The organism is Microbulbifer pacificus, from assembly GCF_033723955.1.
Lineage (GTDB): Bacteria > Pseudomonadota > Gammaproteobacteria > Pseudomonadales > Cellvibrionaceae > Microbulbifer > Microbulbifer pacificus.
Window position 1 is genome coordinate 682,888 of the sequence record NZ_CP137555.1, and the last position, 18,776, is coordinate 701,663.

General features: G+C 54.0%; 20 protein-coding genes and 1 pseudogene. 3 read left to right on the top strand and 18 right to left on the bottom strand.

Translation table 11 applies throughout. The annotated features are described in order from the left end of the window. Positions 1-53 precede the first annotated feature (53 nt). From R5R33_RS17770 to R5R33_RS03100, 8 genes and pseudogenes are all read right to left on the bottom strand, one after another. Positions 54-442 (bottom strand): annotated as a pseudogene (locus R5R33_RS17770) (VOC family protein). Positions 443-535: 93 nt separating this feature from the next. Next, positions 536-1,000 carry an excalibur calcium-binding domain-containing protein gene (locus R5R33_RS03070; protein WP_318954592.1) on the bottom strand — a complete coding sequence of 155 codons (465 nt, stop codon included), beginning with the start codon at positions 998-1,000 and terminating at the stop codon, positions 536-538. A gap of 672 nt (positions 1,001-1,672) precedes the next feature. Continuing rightward, complete coding sequence (locus R5R33_RS03075; RefSeq protein ID WP_318954593.1) at positions 1,673-2,257, bottom strand: hypothetical protein; 585 nt, start codon at positions 2,255-2,257, stop codon at positions 1,673-1,675. A gap of 86 nt (positions 2,258-2,343) precedes the next feature. Then, positions 2,344-2,577, bottom strand: coding sequence for a hypothetical protein (locus R5R33_RS03080; RefSeq protein ID WP_318954594.1), 234 nt, complete (start codon positions 2,575-2,577; stop codon positions 2,344-2,346). 566 nt (positions 2,578-3,143) lie between these two features. Beyond that, the gene (locus R5R33_RS03085; RefSeq protein WP_318954595.1) at positions 3,144-3,410 is read right to left on the bottom strand and encodes a hypothetical protein; all 267 of its coding nucleotides are present in this window, start codon (positions 3,408-3,410) and stop codon (positions 3,144-3,146) included. Positions 3,411-3,588: 178 nt separating this feature from the next. Beyond that, positions 3,589-3,786 carry a hypothetical protein gene (locus R5R33_RS03090; protein ID WP_318954596.1) on the bottom strand — a complete coding sequence of 66 codons (198 nt, stop codon included), beginning with the start codon at positions 3,784-3,786 and terminating at the stop codon, positions 3,589-3,591. A 134-nt stretch (positions 3,787-3,920) separates the two neighbouring features. Continuing rightward, positions 3,921-4,361, bottom strand: a complete 441-nt coding sequence (locus R5R33_RS03095) for a hypothetical protein (protein ID WP_318954597.1) — start codon at positions 4,359-4,361, stop codon at positions 3,921-3,923. Positions 4,362-5,419: 1,058 nt separating this feature from the next. Beyond that, the gene (locus R5R33_RS03100) at positions 5,420-5,839 is read right to left on the bottom strand and encodes a hypothetical protein (RefSeq protein WP_318954598.1); all 420 of its coding nucleotides are present in this window, start codon (positions 5,837-5,839) and stop codon (positions 5,420-5,422) included. 352 nt (positions 5,840-6,191) lie between these two features. Here R5R33_RS03100 and R5R33_RS03105 point away from each other — a divergent pair, with 352 nt between their 5' ends. Next, positions 6,192-7,235 carry an integron integrase gene (locus R5R33_RS03105; protein ID WP_318954599.1) on the top strand — a complete coding sequence of 348 codons (1,044 nt, stop codon included), beginning with the start codon at positions 6,192-6,194 and terminating at the stop codon, positions 7,233-7,235. A gap of 61 nt (positions 7,236-7,296) precedes the next feature. Here R5R33_RS03105 and groL read toward each other — a convergent pair whose 3' ends face one another. The 3 genes from groL to R5R33_RS03120 form a co-directional block, all read right to left on the bottom strand. Further along, on the bottom strand, positions 7,297-8,928 hold the full coding sequence (groL, locus tag R5R33_RS03110; RefSeq protein ID WP_318954600.1) for a chaperonin GroEL: 1,632 nt from the start codon (positions 8,926-8,928) through the stop codon (positions 7,297-7,299). Between the two features lie 45 nt (positions 8,929-8,973). Next, complete coding sequence (locus tag R5R33_RS03115; protein ID WP_105104448.1) at positions 8,974-9,267, bottom strand: co-chaperone GroES; 294 nt, start codon at positions 9,265-9,267, stop codon at positions 8,974-8,976. A gap of 232 nt (positions 9,268-9,499) precedes the next feature. Beyond that, positions 9,500-9,991 carry an FxsA family protein gene (locus R5R33_RS03120; RefSeq protein ID WP_318954601.1) on the bottom strand — a complete coding sequence of 164 codons (492 nt, stop codon included), beginning with the start codon at positions 9,989-9,991 and terminating at the stop codon, positions 9,500-9,502. A gap of 255 nt (positions 9,992-10,246) precedes the next feature. On the opposite strand from R5R33_RS03120, the gene cfa reads away from it, so the two are divergent. Continuing rightward, a complete protein-coding gene (cfa, locus tag R5R33_RS03125; protein WP_318954602.1) occupies positions 10,247-11,422 on the top strand; it encodes a cyclopropane fatty acyl phospholipid synthase in 1,176 nt (391 codons plus the stop codon). 50 nt (positions 11,423-11,472) lie between these two features. Here cfa and R5R33_RS03130 read toward each other — a convergent pair whose 3' ends face one another. Then, positions 11,473-12,234 (bottom strand): SDR family oxidoreductase, encoded by a 762-nt coding sequence (locus tag R5R33_RS03130; protein ID WP_318954603.1) that lies wholly within the window; start codon positions 12,232-12,234, stop codon positions 11,473-11,475. Between the two features lie 52 nt (positions 12,235-12,286). Then, on the bottom strand, positions 12,287-13,282 hold the full coding sequence (locus tag R5R33_RS03135; RefSeq protein ID WP_318954604.1) for a DUF481 domain-containing protein: 996 nt from the start codon (positions 13,280-13,282) through the stop codon (positions 12,287-12,289). A gap of 104 nt (positions 13,283-13,386) precedes the next feature. On the opposite strand from R5R33_RS03135, the gene R5R33_RS03140 reads away from it, so the two are divergent. Next, the gene (locus tag R5R33_RS03140; protein WP_318954605.1) at positions 13,387-13,776 is read left to right on the top strand and encodes an MGMT family protein; all 390 of its coding nucleotides are present in this window, start codon (positions 13,387-13,389) and stop codon (positions 13,774-13,776) included. 39 nt (positions 13,777-13,815) lie between these two features. Here R5R33_RS03140 and R5R33_RS03145 read toward each other — a convergent pair whose 3' ends face one another. The 5 genes from R5R33_RS03145 to ampD all read right to left on the bottom strand — a co-directional run bounded on the left by R5R33_RS03145 (position 13,816) and on the right by ampD (position 18,593). Then, on the bottom strand, positions 13,816-15,186 hold the full coding sequence (locus tag R5R33_RS03145) for an AmpG family muropeptide MFS transporter (RefSeq protein WP_318954606.1): 1,371 nt from the start codon (positions 15,184-15,186) through the stop codon (positions 13,816-13,818). Positions 15,187-15,272: 86 nt separating this feature from the next. Next, positions 15,273-15,830 (bottom strand): YbhB/YbcL family Raf kinase inhibitor-like protein, encoded by a 558-nt coding sequence (locus tag R5R33_RS03150; RefSeq protein ID WP_318954607.1) that lies wholly within the window; start codon positions 15,828-15,830, stop codon positions 15,273-15,275. A gap of 147 nt (positions 15,831-15,977) precedes the next feature. Continuing rightward, the gene (locus R5R33_RS03155; protein ID WP_318954608.1) at positions 15,978-16,967 is read right to left on the bottom strand and encodes a threonine ammonia-lyase; all 990 of its coding nucleotides are present in this window, start codon (positions 16,965-16,967) and stop codon (positions 15,978-15,980) included. Between the two features lie 57 nt (positions 16,968-17,024). Beyond that, entirely contained in the window at positions 17,025-17,945 is a 921-nt protein-coding gene (gene ampE, locus R5R33_RS03160; protein ID WP_318954609.1) for a regulatory signaling modulator protein AmpE, read from the bottom strand. Positions 17,946-17,999: 54 nt separating this feature from the next. Further along, positions 18,000-18,593, bottom strand: a complete 594-nt coding sequence (gene ampD, locus R5R33_RS03165; protein ID WP_318954610.1) for a 1,6-anhydro-N-acetylmuramyl-L-alanine amidase AmpD — start codon at positions 18,591-18,593, stop codon at positions 18,000-18,002. Positions 18,594-18,776 lie beyond the last annotated feature (183 nt).

An 18,776-nucleotide genomic window follows, 5' to 3' on the forward strand; every position in this document is an offset into this window, starting at 1 on the left:
GAGCGACCTGCGCAAAAGGTGCATAAAGTAAGCCGTCGCTTTGCAGCGCCTTGTTAGGCTGCTGGCTGTACCAAATTTATAAGATTGCCACAGCTATCTTCGAAAAGAACATTTGTAATAGGACCCATGTTCTTTGGTTCGCCGCGAAATTGCACCCCGAGCGCCTTAAGTCGAGTGTACTCAGCGGAAATGTCACTTGAGATAAACGCGGTAGCCGGAATTCCGGCTTCAAAAAGCGCCTTCTGATATGTAATCGCCGGTGGAAATGCAGCCGGTTCAAGAACAAGCTCAACTCCGGCAGCGCTTCCGGCGAAATTACCGTAAGCCAACGAAATTCACCAATCGGAATGTCATTCTTTACTTCAAAACCGAGCACTTTCGTATAGAAATTCAAAGCCCGATTTTGATCTTCTACTGTAATGCTTGCCAACGTAATTTGCATAAATATACCTGGATCAATTTTTAAGCCTAACGCCGTCCCGCGGAGGCCCGAAGGGCCGTAGCAAACTGCCTGCGATTGTTAGAGTTTGCTGACTCAGAACCTGGAATCGTTCTCACATGGAACCCCGTCATTATCGCCATCCATTTTTGTATTTGGGCAGTTTCTTATAAAAAACACCGCCTCTTCTCTGGATGTCATTTGGCTACAATGCTGCCGGCCATCGCATTTGAAATGCGGACTTGAAAGATTGGATGAATAGAAATTTGAATTTTCAGGCCTTAATACGTTTAAGTTGGAGAAGCTTGAACTTACCGAGCCCGGCAATTCCAAACCGCCATTTGCATACGCCAACCCCAAGATTACAAGAATTCCCAAAAGTTGGAGCTTGAATGGACCTTTTGCATCTTGCCAATGGACGATTAAATAAATTATGGAAACTGGTGCAATGAGCAGTACTGCAAGCCCCCAGAGGATGCCTGTTCTAAAGGCCGCTATAAGTAGGCCGATTCCGCCGATAATAAATATCCCAAGGCCTACGTAAAAAATTATCTCTGCCACTCGATATTCCTTTGCGTACTCTAACGCTCGGTTTAGGGGCGGCTGGAGCGTAGCGGAAGCCGTCCCAGCCGCGTATTTCGCGGCGATTACAACCGCTTGTTAGGCATCTGGCTAACCACGCAACGCCTCTTCGTATTGCACCCTATCAAAAACAAACTCTTCGGGTATTTGTTGCCACTGCAATTCACGATCAACATCTAGTCCGTTTTCATAGCGCCAGTCAGACCAGCAATAGCAATCACCTTGCTTAGAAACACGGACAGTGATAGCACCACAATTGATATCTCGACAGAGCTCACATGCTAGAACTGCATTCCGCCCGGATTCGAGCTCCGGCAGAGACCTACATAGGAATCTACTGACACACTCATTGTGATCCAGACCTCCAAACACAGATAACTGTGTGGGGTGGAGGCCTTTCCTACTCACAAAATATTTATTTAATGCTTGGCCATCTATGTAGATGTCCAAGTACTTTTCTCCATTATAGGTAGAGGGCACTAATTCGATCTTATTCATATACCGGCTATCCGTGCCTAACGCCCGCAACAGGGGCGAGCAATGCTATGCACATTTTGTGCGAATATGGGAGCGCAGCGACCCGCACAAAATGTGCATAGCGTTGGGCGTCCCGCGGAGGCCCAAAGGGCCGTAGCAAACTGCTTGCGTTTGTTAAGCATTTGACGCTGAAACTGGGTGCTGGGGAGCTGGAATCCCAAGCTTTGTGAAAAAGAACGTCACTGTTAAGGCCCGTATGCCTCTCGCCGCAATTTCCAACATTGCATAATCATCCGTGGTATTTTCTCTGCCCAGAGTTGGATGAGCTATCTCTTTATGCCCTATGTGAATAATTCTTGCTAGTGACATCTCCGCCTCTTCTTTCGGACCAGGGTAAAGACTGTATACATCTTCAATACTAACCTTGGATAGTTTTCCACTGGTGCCTTCGAAGTCCTCTATGAAGAGGTCATCATCATATCTTCTTCCATTTCTTTCACTCAATTTGTATGGGTTTCCTTTTTCTACCTTTAAACCCAAAAATTCGAGCAAAGCTCTTGCATTAATAATTCCAGCTTCGACAGCACCATTCGCTATGAATGAAGTATTTCCTCGCACCTTGAGCTTGCCTTCGACGAAAAGCTCAAAGGGTTTGCTGCCCTCTTCAAAGATAAGAGTGTCTAGCACGAAATGCATGATATCTACCATGCCTAACCGGTGAGGAATGATTGAACTTATATACTCTTCTTTAGTTCTCATTTTGCTTAACGTTCTAATAACCGGCAGCCGAAGCGTAGCGTAGGCTGTCCGGCGCGCGCCTTTCGCGCGCGAAGTTCATTAGCTTGTTATACGTATTGCTGCCCATAAATCACCAAGGCAGCAGAAACAATGACGGAGGCGAAGATCGAGAAGTTTAGCCTCTTTAACCATACCTCATTCTCTCTATTCTTAAAGCGAACAAATGCTCCGATAAGCGAAAGAGCCAAGAGAAGGATCATGACTGGCATAAAGTCAGTTAAAACTGCCCAAGCCGTCATTGCGATGATGCCCAGCGGAGCCAGGAAAGCAAAATCCTTCAATTCATTCTCCGATCTAATACGTATAACGCCCACGGCAGGGGCGGCTTACCTTATGCGCAATTTACGCGAAAATGGGAGCGAAGCGACCCGCGTAAAACGTGCATAAGGTAAGCCGTCCCGCGGAGGCCCGAAGGGCCGGAGCATCACTGCCCGTGATTGTTATGTGGAATCTGGCACATGGCCTAACCAACGCGCTATAAGTACCAGCAACAGAGAAAGTACCCACGCTGGCCAGGCCCCTTCTACCGTACGGAACAATGCGACAACACCTTGAGAATCAACCATATCTGGGCCGAGACCATCTCTCAAGACGTAGCTAATTGCGCCCCCTAGCACGAAGATCAAAATTGACAGGAAGTACGCGACTCTTCTTCCGATTAACTTCGCTTTCATTTTCTATATATTTCTAGCTGCGTTTTCGATGGACACATAACGCCCACAGCAGGGGCGACTTACCTTGTGCGCGTTTTGCGCGAAAATGGGAGCCAAGCGACCTGCGCAAAATGTGCACAAGGTAAGGCGTCCCGCGGAGGCCCGAAGGGCCGGAGCTTCACTGCCTGTGATTGTTATGTGTTGCTTGCGACAAAGCTCGATAAATATTCTCTTGCATCCTCAAAAGTTGGCAGAATTGCCTTCTCATTTTCCGGGCACCAAACTGGAAGGCGCCACTGATGATCTCGTTGCTTTCTAAATGAATAAGGTAGATAGCAACCATCAGCTCTTTGATAAATTATTTCTAGGCGATCCAGCTTCTTGCTATAGCTTTCATGCACCACTCTAGATGAATCATCTTCTTCAATGTTAAGCCAAATTGCTTCGTACTTTTCTTCCATGACTACTTACACATAACGCTGCCAGCAGGGGCAGCTTACCTTGTGCGCGTTTTGCGCGAAACTGGGAGCGCAGCGACCCGCGAAAAACGTGCACAAGGTAAACTGTCCCGCGGAGGGCCGAAGGCCCGGAGCATTACTGCCTGGCCTTGTTATAGGGCACCTCACTCGATACTTTAATTTATGCATAACCATATATGCCGGGATCACTGAATATTGCAGCTACCGTATTCTGCGCCTGCTCTATTGAAAGCTCAGCACGTAGTAAAATAGCAACTGCCTCCCTCTCGTCCCGCGCCAATATCGCAGCATCGAATTGCTTGATGAGCCCGACATTAAAAAGGCGCTCGTTTATCGTCATTCCAGCGAGTTCGCTCATAGTCAGATGGACGCCCTATAACGCCGCGCTCAGGGGCGGCTTACTTTGTGTATTTTATGTGCAACAATGGAGCGAAGCGACGGCGCATAAAGTGCACAAAGTAAGCCGTCCCGTTGCAGCGCATTGTTATGCGCTTACTCTGAGCGCCATAGGACCTCTGTTAAAACTGGAAACTCACCGTAACTCAGCACAATTTCTTTTTCCAAACTGTCATTTAACCCGCTAAATCCAAGGTAAACATAGTGATCGAAGCAACCCTGCACCATAATGTTGCCCTGCTTAGGTCTTACCTTTACCACCTTTAAATCATTGAATTCATCAGGCAGCTCATTATTTTGTAGCCTGGAGTATCCACCGAACGGCGTATCTTCACTCAGAGAGTAGTCATGCATTTGAAGGTAGAGCAACTCCAAACGCTCTTCAGATAGTGAGCGCGCATATCTAACAGCCTCAGAGTCTTCATCACAAGAAGGACGGTCCCAGCCAAAAATAAACCCGCCCAAAATGAAAAAGAACAGGCAAATACCAAGAAATGCCGATGTTAAGATTCCTATAAGTTTGAGAGTAAACTTCATCAGTCTCTACGCATAACGCCCGCAGCAGGGGCGACCAATGCTATGCACATTTTGTGCGAATATGGGAGCGCAGCGACCCGCACAAAATGTGCATAGCGTTGGGCGTCCCGCGGAGGCCCGAAGGGCCGGAGCATCCTGCCTGCGATTGTTATATGTGATACCACCATTTTTCACTAATTTTTCCGTGATATTCCTTACCGCTCCGCACCAATACTCTCACAAAACAGGCTGGATTTGACGTGTTTCCAAACTGCAACTCCAACCCTCCAATGTCTATGCCTGAGCTGCTACCAGACTTGATACTGGTGTCTTTCATGTCCATGGAATACAAATGGTTTCTCATATGGTCAAGGAAATCGATTCTTCCTACGATCTGTTCTCTAAAGGAATTATTTTTGAGTATCACCATCAATGGTGATCTTCTATGCGAACAGTATTTGCCTTGATAGTTTTTATAGGCTTTTACAACCAAAAAACCACATATGAGTCTCTTCCATGCGACATATTGGGTTATCACGACAACGATGACCAGAAGGGTCCAAATAATTAGCTCGTCAGTTTTCATTTACATATAACGCCGCCAGCAGGGGCAGCTTACCTTGTGCACGTTTTGCGCGAAAATAGGAGCGTAGCGACCCGCGCAAAACGTGCACAAGGTAAGCTGTCCCGCGGAGGGCCGAAGGCCCGGAGCTTTACTGCCTGGCATTGTTATGTTTTTTCCTATTCAGGCTAAAAATACCAATTAAAAATAACCCGAACACACTTATTTGGCTTAATTTCCTATCTAAAACCCCTACCAAATAGCTGACATCACCTGAGCTAGCCCCCTTAACCTTAAGTATTTCATCGAGTAGTTCTCGCATTGTTTGTACATGAAGGAAAAGAGTCGAAAAAAGCAGTAATAGCAATATTTCCGGAAGATATCTTAATGTGAAATTCTTAATAATTAGCAAAGTGAGATTCTCAGTAAAACATAACGCCCACAGCAGGGGCGGCCGACGCGTAGCGTAGGCCGTCCCGCAGAGGCCCGAAGGGCCGGCGCAAACTGCCTGTGATTGTTATGAGCAGGAGCGCTCATAGGTAAAAACGTAGCCATCATATAGCTCGAATATTTTATTAGAGTTCACTATTTCAATATAAGTGTATGGATCTTCCTCATCTTTATTTTCATAAACCTCAATTTTCTTAACAAGCTTACGATCCGGGTATACACCATAAAATACCGAATCTTTCTGCCTGATATTTCCCTCTTCGTGGTCGGCGAAATTTTCTACAGTTAATTTATAGATAGGATTGTAAATCACGCTCGAGAGGGAGCTAAATTCATTTTTTGAAATTAAAACTTTGGTCCCAAGCCAATTTTTAGCCTCTTCCTCAGGGATTATTGAGCCACGAAAGGTGTCCATTTTCACTACGCACCATTCCCCAAAGAAGTCTTTAAATGGTTCTTCTGCAGAAATATTGAAGGAAACCAACATAAATATGAGTGGTAATAGTCTCATTTTTTATCGCTCATAACAGTTTATTCAAGGGCCATTGGCCTTATATCTCTTTCGCAACTATTTCTTGTCGCCAACTTAACCCTGGAAACTGATTTCTCTTTAAAATCAATGGGTTATTAATTTCAAGCCCAGTACTTTTCCAAATTAGAACGAATCATCGTTCTCCAATGAGTTTATCCAATGGCTTTTGAGCATATTTGAATGTCCTTAAAAGTCAACGACTTACACGCTCTCTTCCAGAAATAGTGGACTGTTCAATATATTTCGGTGATTGACGGAATCCTATACTGCGACCACTGTATATAAAAACAGTAGACGAGAGGCCGTCATGGATGACATTCGCCATGCAATACCCAGCTCTTCCGAACGCTTTATGCCGTTGCTTAGACGGCATATGCGGGAATCTGGACTTGCATATCGCTCAGAGCAGACTTACACGCACTGGATCAAACGGTTCATTCATTACCACAAGCTTCGTCATCCAAGGGATATGGGGGTTGTGGAGGTGGAAGAGTTTTTGACCTATCTGTCCGTTGACAAGTTTTGTGCAATTAACACTCAGAAAATTGTATTAAATGCTCTCGTATATCTTTACAAGCGCTATCTGGAATTAAGCCTTGAGGGGCTTAACTTTAAACCGGCGCGACAATATCGGCGTCTACCCGTGGTATACAGCCAATCTGAAATCCAGGCGATTCTTGTGCACTTGAACGGAACACACCGTCTTTTAGTGGAACTTATGTATGGTGCCGGGCTTCGCAGTGCCGAGTTACTTTCCCTTCGAATCAAGGATATAGACTTCGGCAGCAATAATATTGTGGTGAGAAGTGGCAAGGGAAATAAGGATCGCACTACGATTCTTCCTCAGGCTCTCATTCCTGCATTGAGGCGGCAGATTGAGAAAGTGAGGATACTTCACGCGGAAGACGTTGCTGCCGGCTTTGGGGAGGTATATCTGCCTGACGCGCTGGAGCGGAAATATCCAAGAGCCGCTAGCGAAATTGCCTGGCAGTTCCTGTTCCCCTCCTCCAGAGTCGGGCCCTGCCCGCGGACAGGAGTTATTAGGCGCCACCATCTGCATCCGTCCGCGCTGGCTAAGCATATCCGCCATGCAGTCAAATCCGCGGGCGTACACAAGCCTGCTCGCGCGCACGCGTTTCGGCACAGTTTTGCAACGCACCTGCTGGAATCCGGTTACGACTTGAGGACTATCCAAGAGTTACTTGGCCACTCGGATATTTCTACTACCGAGATTTATACCCATGTGGTTAATCGAGGTGGGAAAGGAGTTCTTAGTCCAATGGATCGCCTGCCGACACCATTGGATTCAGGAGTTTCGGAACACTGCCCTGAATATCGCTTAGCCGGCTAAGGCTGACCAATAAAAAACCCCGCAAAAGCGGGGTTTTTTATTGGTTTGGCTGGAGGCCGGCTTACATCATGCCACCCATTCCGCCCATGCCGCCCATGTCAGGCATTGCGGGCTTGTCTTCCGGGATGTCAGCAACCATGGCTTCGGTGGTGATCATCAGGCCGGCGATGGAGGCAGCCGCCTGCAGCGCAGAGCGGGTTACCTTGGCCGGGTCCAGGATGCCCATTTCCAGCATGTCGCCGTAAACACCGGTAGCTGCGTTGTAGCCGAAGTTGCCTTCGCCCTGCTTCACCTTGTCTACCACTACAGAAGCTTCTTCACCAGCGTTGGCAACGATCTGACGCAGCGGCATTTCCATGGCGCGCAGAGCAGCGGCAATACCGTGGTTCTGGTCTTCATTGTCGCCGACAACCTTGATCGCCTGGATTGCGCGCACCAGAGCGGTACCGCCGCCAGGAACAACGCCTTCTTCCACTGCAGCGCGGGTGGCGTGCAGGGCGTCTTCAACGCGGGCTTTCTTCTCTTTCATTTCGACTTCGGTGGCAGCGCCAACCTTGATCACGGCAACACCGCCAGCCAGCTTGGCTACGCGCTCTTGCAGTTTCTCTTTGTCGTAATCGGAAGAGGATTCTTCGATCTGGGCGCGGATTTGCTTAACACGCGCTTCGATGTCGCTAACAACACCAGCGCCATCAACGATTACGGTGTTTTCCTTGGACAGGGTTACGCGCTTGGCGGTACCCAGGTGCTCAAGGGTAGCGCTTTCCAGCTCCAGGCCAACTTCTTCAGAGATCACGGTGCCGCCGGTCAGGATGGCGATATCCTGCAGCATGGCCTTGCGACGATCGCCGAAGCCCGGGGCTTTGGCAGCGGCTACTTTCACGATACCGCGCATGCTGTTTACCACCAGGGTGGCCAGCGCTTCACCTTCCACATCTTCAGCGATGATCAGCAGCGGCTTGGAGGCCTTGGCTACCTGCTCCAGCAGCGGCAGCAGGTCGCGGATGTTGGAGATTTTCTTGTCTACCAGCAGGATGAACGGGTTATCCAGCTCGGCAGTCATGTTTTCCTGGTTGGTGATGAAGTACGGGGACAGGTAGCCGCGATCGAACTGCATACCTTCAACCACGTCCAGCTCGTTCTCGAGGCCGGAACCTTCTTCAACGGTGATTACGCCTTCTTTGCCCACTTTTTCCATCGCTTCAGCGATGATGGTGCCGACGTTCTCGTCGCTGTTGGCGGAGATGGTACCTACCTGAGCGATGGACTTGGTGTCTTCACAGGGAGTAGCCAAGCTGGCGATGTGCTCAACCGCTGCCGCAACGGCTTTGTCGATGCCGCGCTTCAGGTCCATCGGGTTGAAACCTGCTGCTACAGATTTCAGACCTTCGGTCACGATGGCCTGGGCCAGTACGGTGGCGGTGGTGGTGCCGTCACCAGCGGTGTCGGAAGCCTTGGAAGCAACTTCCTTCACCATCTGTGCGCCCATGTTCTCGAACTTGTCTTTCAGCTCGATTTCTTTGGCTACGGACACGCCGTCTTTGGTTACGGTCGGAGCACCGAAGGACTTGTCCAGTACCACGTTGCGGCCTTTCGGGCCCAGGGTGGTTTTTACTGCGTTAGCCAGTATGTTTACGCCGTTCAGCATTTTCTGACGGGCGTCATCACCGAATTTTACGTCTTTAGCTGCCATGATCTTATTTCCTCAATTCTGTGTGCGATGGAGGTTCGGGGCTTATCAGCCTTCCAGAACGCCGTAGATGTCGCTTTCGCTCATGATGATCAGCTCTTCGCCGTCCACCTTGAGGGTGTTGCTGTCGGCGTAACGGCCGAACACTACGGTGTCACCCACTTTTACGGACAGTGCGCGTACGTCGCCGTTGTCCAGCAGCTTGCCTTCACCCACGGCAACCACTTCGCCCTGATTCGGCTTCTCTTTTGCAGCGCCCGGCAGAACGATACCGCCAGCAGATTTGGCTTCTTCTTCCTTACGGCGTACTACGACGCGGTCGTGTAAAGGACGAATTTTCATGGATTGGCTCTCCATTGAGTTATTTGAGGTTGCAATAACAAGTGGCCCCACGCCGTCTTGGTGGCCGTGGAACCAGCCCCTCTGCAGAGACTGCAGCGGGGCAAAAACTTGAGGTGGAAGCTATCTGAGGGCGAGCGGTGGGATTTCAACAGCGACAGGAAAAAAACTGGGAAAAAATCTGTGGTAAGTACTGACGGATGGCAAAATCGAACAAAAAACAAGCAATCCTGTTCTAGCGATCATCCTTTGGGGATTCGTCGCGCGACTCGTCACGCGGGTTCCGATCTCGCCCCTCCCGCTGATAGTCTCCCTCAATGACGTTGCCGCCCCCCTGCTCTCGCCCGCCTGTATGCGGACCATACCCCGGGCGGATCACGACGATGTGGTTCAGCAGTTTACCCAGCACCAGCTGGCGCAGTCCCGGTATCAGGCAGATAAACCCCAGCGCGTCGGTGATAAACCCCGGCGTAAGCAACAGGGCGCCCCCAACCGCAAGGAAGATTCCTTCGGCCATTTCCCGCGCAGGTACTTCCCCGGCGCGCATTTTCTCCTGCGCGCGCATCAGGGTGGATATTCCCTGGCGCCGTAACAGCGCCACCCCCACCACCGCGGTGAACAGTACCAGGCCGATGGTGGGCAGTGCGCCGATCTTCTCGCCGACGGTAATCAACAGCCACATTTCGAGAATGGGCAGGACGATAAACAATACAAGGAACGGACGCATGGTCTTGAACTCCCCCGGGCGCACCGCCGCACAACGCGGCCCCGGACTGTGAATACCGGCGAATCCCGGTATTTCTAATATGCTTAAATGGAAAAAGCGCAAAACCCGCAAATACGGGGAAATCGGCGCAAGTCATTGGGTTCGCAGTGTAGCCACTCTCCAGTATGACGCGCAAATGCGCGCTGCAGAGCCCATTCCACCACGACACGGATTCAGCCAACGGCTGGTCGGCACTGCGACGGGATATTCGGCAAGATGGAAAGTGACACCGTTACCAACAATCCGGAAAAAGAAATCCGCAGCAAGGGCGCCACCGCGGCGGGCTCTCCCGGATCACACCTGCTGGCGGAGCTGCTGCAAGCTGCCGATATACGCATCAACGGCGACAGCCCCTGGGATATGCAAGTGCACCGTACCCGGGCACTGGACGAGATTGTCGCCCGCCACAGCCTGGGTCTGGGGGAAACCTATATGCGCGGCGACTGGTCCTGCGCCGCCCTGGACCAGTTTTTCTGCCGCCTGCTGCGGGCAAACCTGCAAAACCAGATCAAACCGTTTCGCCACCTGTGGAGAGTCGCGCGCAGCTACTTCATCAACCTGCAGAGCCAGCGCCGGGCATTTCAGGTGGGCGAACACCACTACGATCTGGGCAACGATTTTTACCGCACGATGCTGGACAGTCGCATGACCTACAGCTGCGGCTACTGGAAAGACGCGGAATACCTGGAACAGGCACAGGCGGCAAAGCTCGACCTGATCTGCCGCAAACTCGGCCTGCGACCGGGCATGCGCCTGCTGGACATCGGTTGTGGCTGGGGCAGCCTGGTGGGCTACGCGGCGGAGCATTACGGCGTGGAATGCGTGGGGGTTACGGTTTCCCGCGAGCAGAAACAGTTTGTCGACGAGCACTACGCCGATCGCCCCATCCGCGTTGAGCTGATGGACTACCGCAAACTCACCGGCAAATTCGATCGCATCGCCAGTGTCGGCATGTTCGAACACGTGGGCCGCCGCAACCATCGCACCTTCATGCAGGTAGCCAAGCGCTGCCTGAATCCCGACGGGCTGTTGCTGCTGCACACCATCGGCAAGAACCGGCGCCACTCCACCTGTGACCCCTGGATCGAAAAATACATTTTCCCCAACGGCGACCTCCCCAGTAACGGCCAGATCTGTGATGCCGCGGAAAATCTGCTGCTGGTGGAAGACCTGCACAATTTCGGCTGTGATTACGACCGCACCCTGATGGCCTGGCACGAGAACTTTGAAAATAGCTGGGAAAAGTTTGCAGATCGCTTCGGTATGGAGTTTTACCGTATGTGGCGCTACTACCTGCTCTCCTGCGCCGGCGCCTTCCGCGCCCGCCATATCCAGTTGTGGCAGTGGCTGCTATCCGACAATCGCGACGGTGGCGTCGCCAGGGTGAGCTGAATCTCGCAACTACGCGAGATCCAGCAGAAGGAAAAATATGTGCGGACGGATTACATTCTCGCGCCGCCGTCAACCTCGATAACTCGACCGCTGATGTAATCATTGTCGATGATAAACGCCACGGTGCTGGCGATTTCTGCCGGCTCGCCAATACGGCGCAACGGAACCTGCTTCACCAGGCTGTCCAGAATTTCCGGGCGCATCTGCGCCACCATATCGGTACCGATAAACCCGGGGGCGATGGCCGCAACCCGCACACCGTAACGGGCCAGTTCCCGCGCCCAGGTCACGGTCATGGTGGCGACACCGGCCTTGGACGCAGAGTAATTGGTCTGCCCCATATTGCCGGCGCGGGACACGCTGGAAATATTGACGATCACGCCACCCTCGCCTCGCTCCGCCATAATGCCAGCGGCCGCGCGCGTGCAGAGAAATACTCCGGTCAGGTTCACATCGATCACCGACTGCCACTGCGCCAGCGACATCCGCTCGGTGACCTTGCCGTCCTTCACCTTGAGCAGCATACCGTCGCGCATGATGCCGGCGTTGTTCACCAGCACATTCAGCCCACCAAAATCTCCGGCAATGGCCGCGAAGGTGCCATCGACCGCCTCCTCATTCGCCACATCCACCACATAGCTGCGCGCTTCCGCACCCAGCGCGGCACAGGCGGCAACACTCTCGTCGAGACCGGCCTGATTCACATCCAGCAGCGCGAGCCGCGCGCCGCGCTCGGCGAGATAAACGGCCATGGAACGACCGAGGCCCTGACCGGCTCCGGTAATGGCAATAACACTGTTTGCAACCTGCATAGCAACCTCTGAATTAAGATGTCGCGGGGCTTTCGCATGTTCCCTGGACGGGTTACCAGGAATAGCCCACGCCGACGGTCATTTTTGTATCTTCTTTTTCACTTTCCAGTGACGGCGTATTGTCGTACTGCCAGGCGTATTTCAATTCCATCAGAATGCCTTTCACCAGCGGAGTGCGCACACCGATTTCCGCATTGCTCTGGTAGTCCGCGCTGCGATCCAGCGACTGCAGCAGCTCCTGGTTGTAATACACCTCGGGGCCCAGCTCGAACTTATAGCGGAAATCCCATGCGGTACGGCCCGCTGCGTATCGCTTGTCGGAAGTTTCACTCAAGGTGGGATCGATGAAGTCGTCTTTTACGCTACTCATACCACCCTGAATGGAAAATGCGGACTTGTCTGTATCGAAAAACAGGTAACCGAGACCGAGACCCACGGTGGTGCTGAGATCCAGGTTGCGCGCCTCTTCGTGCAGGAAGGCGCTGTTGCCCGCGGCAAACCACTTCTCGGAGAAGATCCAGCGCAGGTCGTAGTTGAGGCGATATTTCTCCAGGTTTTCGACTTCGGTGCTGTTCTGATTCTGGTACTGGGTGGCGACCAGATGGTGGAAGTCGCCATTGCGCACATCGAAGTTGGCATTGATATCCCAGTCCTCACGCTCGCGGTTGCCATCCTCGAATACACCGGACGCGGCCACGTTACCGCGGAAAATAATCGGGTCACCCACAAAATTGATATAGGGCTCGGCGTGGTCGATCGCGGGGAAGTCCATCACCCAGCCGTCGCCCTCATCGCAGTAAAGCTCCCACTGTTCACGACGGTGACCTGCCAGCGCACAGGGTTCATCCCGACCGGCAATTTTCAGGTCCTTATCGGTTTCCAGCGACAGGATTTTGCCTTTCTCTACGGTAATATCGCCGAAGGTTTCCGAGCGCCACACCACGTGATCGCGCTCGACCACCACCAGTTCGCCTTGAATCCGGTCCCCGTTGGCCAGGCTCAGTACACCTGCGCGGGTATTCGGGGCAACGGCGGTCAGCAGAGTCATCGTCAGTACTGCGGAAAGGGGGCCTGAAGCAGCGGAAAAGAAGCGTAAAGTTCTGGAAACAGCAGAATGCACGAAACAACCTTTAGATAGCCTGGAGTTATTAGGTGAAAGTGCGCAATAAATCTGGAAATGAAAATATTAAAACTTCAGGAACCAGTGGAACGCGGAAAATCAAAGATGAGCCCAATGATGCCACAAGTCGCATCTGCCTTGCACTTGCGTTGGTCCCAATGGGGCGGGTGGTAACTTATGGAAGTCTGGCGGAACTGGCCGGGTTGCCGAGGGCAGCGCGCCTTGTGGGGCAGACCCTGCGCAAGCTGCCAAAAGACACTCGTCTGCCATGGCACCGGGTGCTGAACGCGCAGGGAAAAATTTCACTGCCGGAACCCGGCGCCGAGCGGCAGAAGAAGCGGCTTGAGAATGAGGGCGTGACCTTGCTTAACGGCAAGGTGGATTTGGGCATTTATCTCTGGCCCAAACCGGGGGAACTCTAGTTTGTTGAACGCTAGTCTGCACAAATACCGCCAACAAACCTAGCTTTGCACTCTCTCCGCTTTTTCTGCAAAGCTTGCGGCCTCCTCATCCTTGTTGCGATACCAGATATAAATCGCGAGCAGGACCGCAGGAATACCGAGAATCGCCACCAGGATAAAGAAATACGGGTATCCCTCTGCATCCACAACAATGCCGGAAAAGCCGCTGATAAACTTGCCAGGCAGTGTCATCAGGGAGCTGAACAACGCGTATTGCGTCGCCGTATAGGATTGGTTGACCAGGCTTGAAAGGAAGGCAATAAATACCGAGTTGGAAATACCCCCGCTGATATTGTCTGCGCTGATCGCGATCGCCAACCACGTCTTATCCGCGCCCAATGTGGCTAGGTGCGCAAACAACAGATTGGTAGAGGCCACCATCACCGCGCCGAGTATCAGCGGGCGCAGGATACCGAAGCGCACAACCATAGCCCCGCCCAAAAAGGCGCCAATCATGGCGCAGAAAAAACCGAACAATTTGCCGATCTGGGCAATATCGTCTTTGCTGAAACCGAGGTCCAGATAGAAGGGGTTGGCCATAACCCCCATGGCGATATCGCTCAACCGGTAAATACCGATAAACAACAGCAGCACAATCGCAAACCGGCCATTGCGCTCGAAGAAATCAATAAACGGGCAGGCAACCGCGCGCACGAACCACTCGCTGAACCGGCTGTGCTTACCACTGCCGAGCACGCGGTCCACCCACTCGTGCTGGAACTCCTCACCCTGAGCACGGACTTTCTGGTGGTCAGGTTCTGATACCAGCAGTGTGGTGATAATACCGACCACCATCAGCGCCGCCATGGACATATAGGCGATGCTCCAGTTGGTATATTCGGCAATGAACAGGGCTCCGGCGCCGGCGATCAGCAGTGCCACCCGGTAACCAAACACGTACATGGCCGCCATCGCGCCCTGGTATTGCTTGTCCACCGCTTCGATACGGTACGCGTCGATCACCACATCCTGCGATGCCGAACAGAACGCCACCAATACACCAAAACCGAAAATCGATGGGAGACCCAGCTGCGGGTTGATCTGGCTCATGGCGAACAGCCCTGCGGCAATGCCGATCTGTGACACCAGCATCCAGCTGCGCCGTTTGCCCACGAGGCTGGTGAGGAAGGGAATACGCAGGGAATCAATAATCGGCGCCCAGGCAAACTTGATGGAAAAGGTGATGCCAATCCAGGCCGCAAAACCGATGGTGGTGCGACTGACACCGTAATCCCGCAGCCAGGCCGTGAGGGTGGAGAATACCAGCAGGTATGGAAGCCCAGCGGATATCCCCAGGAAAAACATGGCCAGCACTTTCGGTCGCGAATAAACCTTGAGCGCCTCTCCCCAGGTCATTTTATTTTGCTGCATGGGCGAGCTCTGTATCCTTATTGTTTGTGGCTTACAGCCAACGGCGCACCGTTCCGGCAGAATTCTGATGGTAATCGAGCCGCAGATCAGCGGCCGTATATGACATCCATTTGTGCTTCCGCCAGTTTATTGGCATGGATGTGATCTGCCACCATCGCCGCGGGACTGCTTTCATCCAGCGGTAACAGGTCTACCTTGAGTGCGTAAATCCGAAACTGGTAGCGGTGACCATTGCTGCCCTCCGGCGGGCAGGCACCGCTGTAGCCGTGACCGCGGAAATCTGTGCGCCCCTGGATCGCTTCGGGAATCAGCCCGGACTTGGGCTCACCCGCACCTTCCGGCAGGGACATCGACTCCGCCGGAATATTGAATACCACCCAGTGCCAACGGCCACTGCCGGAGTCCGCATCCGGGTCGTACATGGTCAGTGCAAAGCTGCGGGTACCCAGCGGGGCATCCCGCCAGTGCAACTCCGGCGAAATATTCTCACCACTGCAGCTGGACCCCATATACAACCTTGCAGACGCTATCCGATCCCCACCGCTGACGGCATTGGACGCCAGGGTAAACACTTCCGCACCAGCCTGCGCAGTGGGCAACACGAACAGCGACAGCAACCCCAGAGACGAAAGCCAAACCGCCACTGTGCGACGGCGCAAAACTGCCAACAGTGTAGCAGCAGACGTATTCAACCATTGTGCTGCGCTTACTCGCATAACCTGCGCGCCCGCTGACAACCGTCTAGGGTATTGCATACAACACTCCGAGCAATTTTTCACAGGCCGTCGCCATTACCGGTCGGCCAGTAAGCCCGCCACTGCCGCAAAATCCATATTGCCGCCACTCAGCACCACCACCACGCGCTTGTTGCGAAAGCGCGCGCTGTGCTCCATCACCGCGGCCAACCCCACTGCGGCCGAGGGCTCCACCAGCTGCTTGGTGCGGCGCCACAACAGTTCCAGCGCGGTCAGGATCCCCGTCTCGGATACCGTCACGATGTCGCTGACACGCTCGCGGATCACCGCAAAATTGCGCACGCCCAGTGTGGTACGCAAGCCGTCGGCAATGGTCTCCGGCACCTGCTCGGTTACCCGCGTGCCGCTGCGGAACGAGCGCTGCGCATCATCCGCTCCCGCGGGCTCGGCTCCAAGCACCCTGACATCCGGCGCCAGCGCGGACATCGCCAGCGCCACGCCCGCGAGCAATCCGCCGCCGCCCACCGGGGCCACCACCAGATCCGGGCTGAACCCCAGCTCGCGGCACTGGCCGACAATTTCCTGCGCCACCGTACCCTGCCCGGCTATGATGCGGGCATCGTCAAATGGCGGTACCACGTGGGCGCCGGTTTTTGCCACCAGCTCCGCCAGGGTGGACTCCCGCGCCGCCAGCGTGGGCGCGCAATACAGAATTTCCGCGCCGTAAGCGGCCACCGCGGTTTTCTTCGCGGCCGGGGCATTTTCCGGCATGACCACGGTGCAGCGGATGCCCTGTTGCGCAGCGGCCCAGGCCAGTGCCGCGCCGTGATTTCCGGAGGAGTGGGTTGCGACCATCTCCGTGCCCGGTGGCAGCTGCAGCACCGCATTGGCCGCGCCGCGCGCCTTGAAGGCACCCACTTTCTGCAGGTGCTCGCACTTGAAATGGATCTCCGCCCCCAACAGCTGGTTGAGGCTCGAAGAGGTCACCAGCGGTGTGCGATGGATCTGCCCGTGCAGGCGTTCGGCGGCAGCAAATACATCCGCCGCCGTTGGCAGGTCAGGCGCCTGAATATTCGTTTCGGTCACATATTCCCCAGTGTGCAGGTGTCAGATAAAACAAAAAACATCCGCAGTATTGTGAGCTTAGCTGCCAAATAGCACATACAGCGCCATGATCGTCAGCCACATGAGTAGTGCGCGGGACAACACCCCCTGCATGGCTTCGAGTTCCGCACCGCACAGACGCTGCCCCTCGCTGACCATCGCACCTGCGCTGCATTCACTGCTGTCGATGCCGCCCAGGGCGCCCTCGAGGTAGCGCTCCATAATCTCTTCGGTACGACTCTCGCGACAGGTCAGGTGTTCCCGCCAGACGCGATAGCAACCGGCGAAATTACCGACGATCGCCAGGGTGAATCCCACCACCCGTACCGGCAGCCACTCGATCAGCCACAGCCAGCGCACTGCCAGGTCCCGGTTCGCTGCGATAGCGGGCGTCGACGGCCCCTCCCGTTCGCAGTGCGCGAGTGTCTCGGCGGCAAGCTGGCTCAGGCGATACAGCACCGCCCCGGGAATTCCCAGCAGCAGGAACCAGAACAACACAGCGAAAATACGTTCAAACGCACGATAGGCGGCAGCGCGGACAACCAGCAAATGCAACGCCTGGGGGTCGGCTAACGAAGCCTCGATGGCATCCTCCGGCTTCAATAAAGGTTTAGCCGCGGCTCTGGCAGCCACCATATCGCCCTGGTACCAACCCCGCAGGTATCCGGACATAGCCTCGTTGAAGTTGCCGCGACCGAAGCTATACAGCAGTGCCGGCACACTCACCAGCAATACACCGAGGCCCCCGAGCGCCGATTCCGCCAGTGCCAGTAATAGTGCCACCAGCAGCGCCGGGCCGAGCACCAGCAGGCCGAAGCCGACCCCCTGCCTGTCGCGCATCAGCGTGCGCCGGTAAATGAATTGCTGCCAGTGTACGAACCAGCCATCGCGCTGGACGGGTCCGCCGGAACCCCAGATCTGTACCAGTCCCAATGCCAACAGCACGATTAAAAGCGCCATAGCACCCCCACGTCAGTTTCTGATTATCGTTTGGCCGATCAATCGACCGTGTCTCTAACGTCCGCCGTTATCCGCTGGCGGGATTCGGTCCCCGCTCAATTGATCCAGCGTCTTGAAATACAGTGGCCAGTCGAATCCCGGGCCGGGGTCCAGCTTCCGCCCCGGCGCGATATCCGAGTGGCCGGTAATGCGCGATTTGTCGATCATCGGATAGGCATCCATGATCGCCAGTGTCACCTCCGCGAGTGACTCGTACTGTGCCGGCGTAAAAATGTCGGTATCCAACCCCTCGAGCTCGATACCGATCGAGAAATCATTGCAATTTTCCCGCCCGCAGAATGCCGACTGTCCCGCATGCCAGGCGCGCCCGGAGAGCGGCACATACTGGGTAACGCGGCCATTGCGGTCGATCAGCAGGTGCGCGGACACCTGCAGGCTGGCGATTTCGGAAAAGTAGGGATGCGCATCAATATCCAGATGCCCGAGGAAGAATTCGTCGATATAGGAGCCGCCGTACTGGCCGGGCGGCAGGCTGATACTGTGGATGACCAGCAAATCCACTTCTGCACTGTCCGGGCGGCAATTGCAATGCGGACTCGGCACCCGGCGTACACCGGACAACCAGCCTGACTGGACCTGGTATTTCACAAACACGACTCCGCTGGAAATGGGCAGAGGACATTTTATGGAAGCAACTAACCAACTGCCAATAGCCGTGCCCGATTCCGCGATGCCAAACAGGGCGCATCCGTCGGCAGCCACCCGAAAATGAAAAGGCCGGAGTAACTCCGGCCTTTTCGTCGCTCACTCTCGGCGCCTGGCACCGCGGCA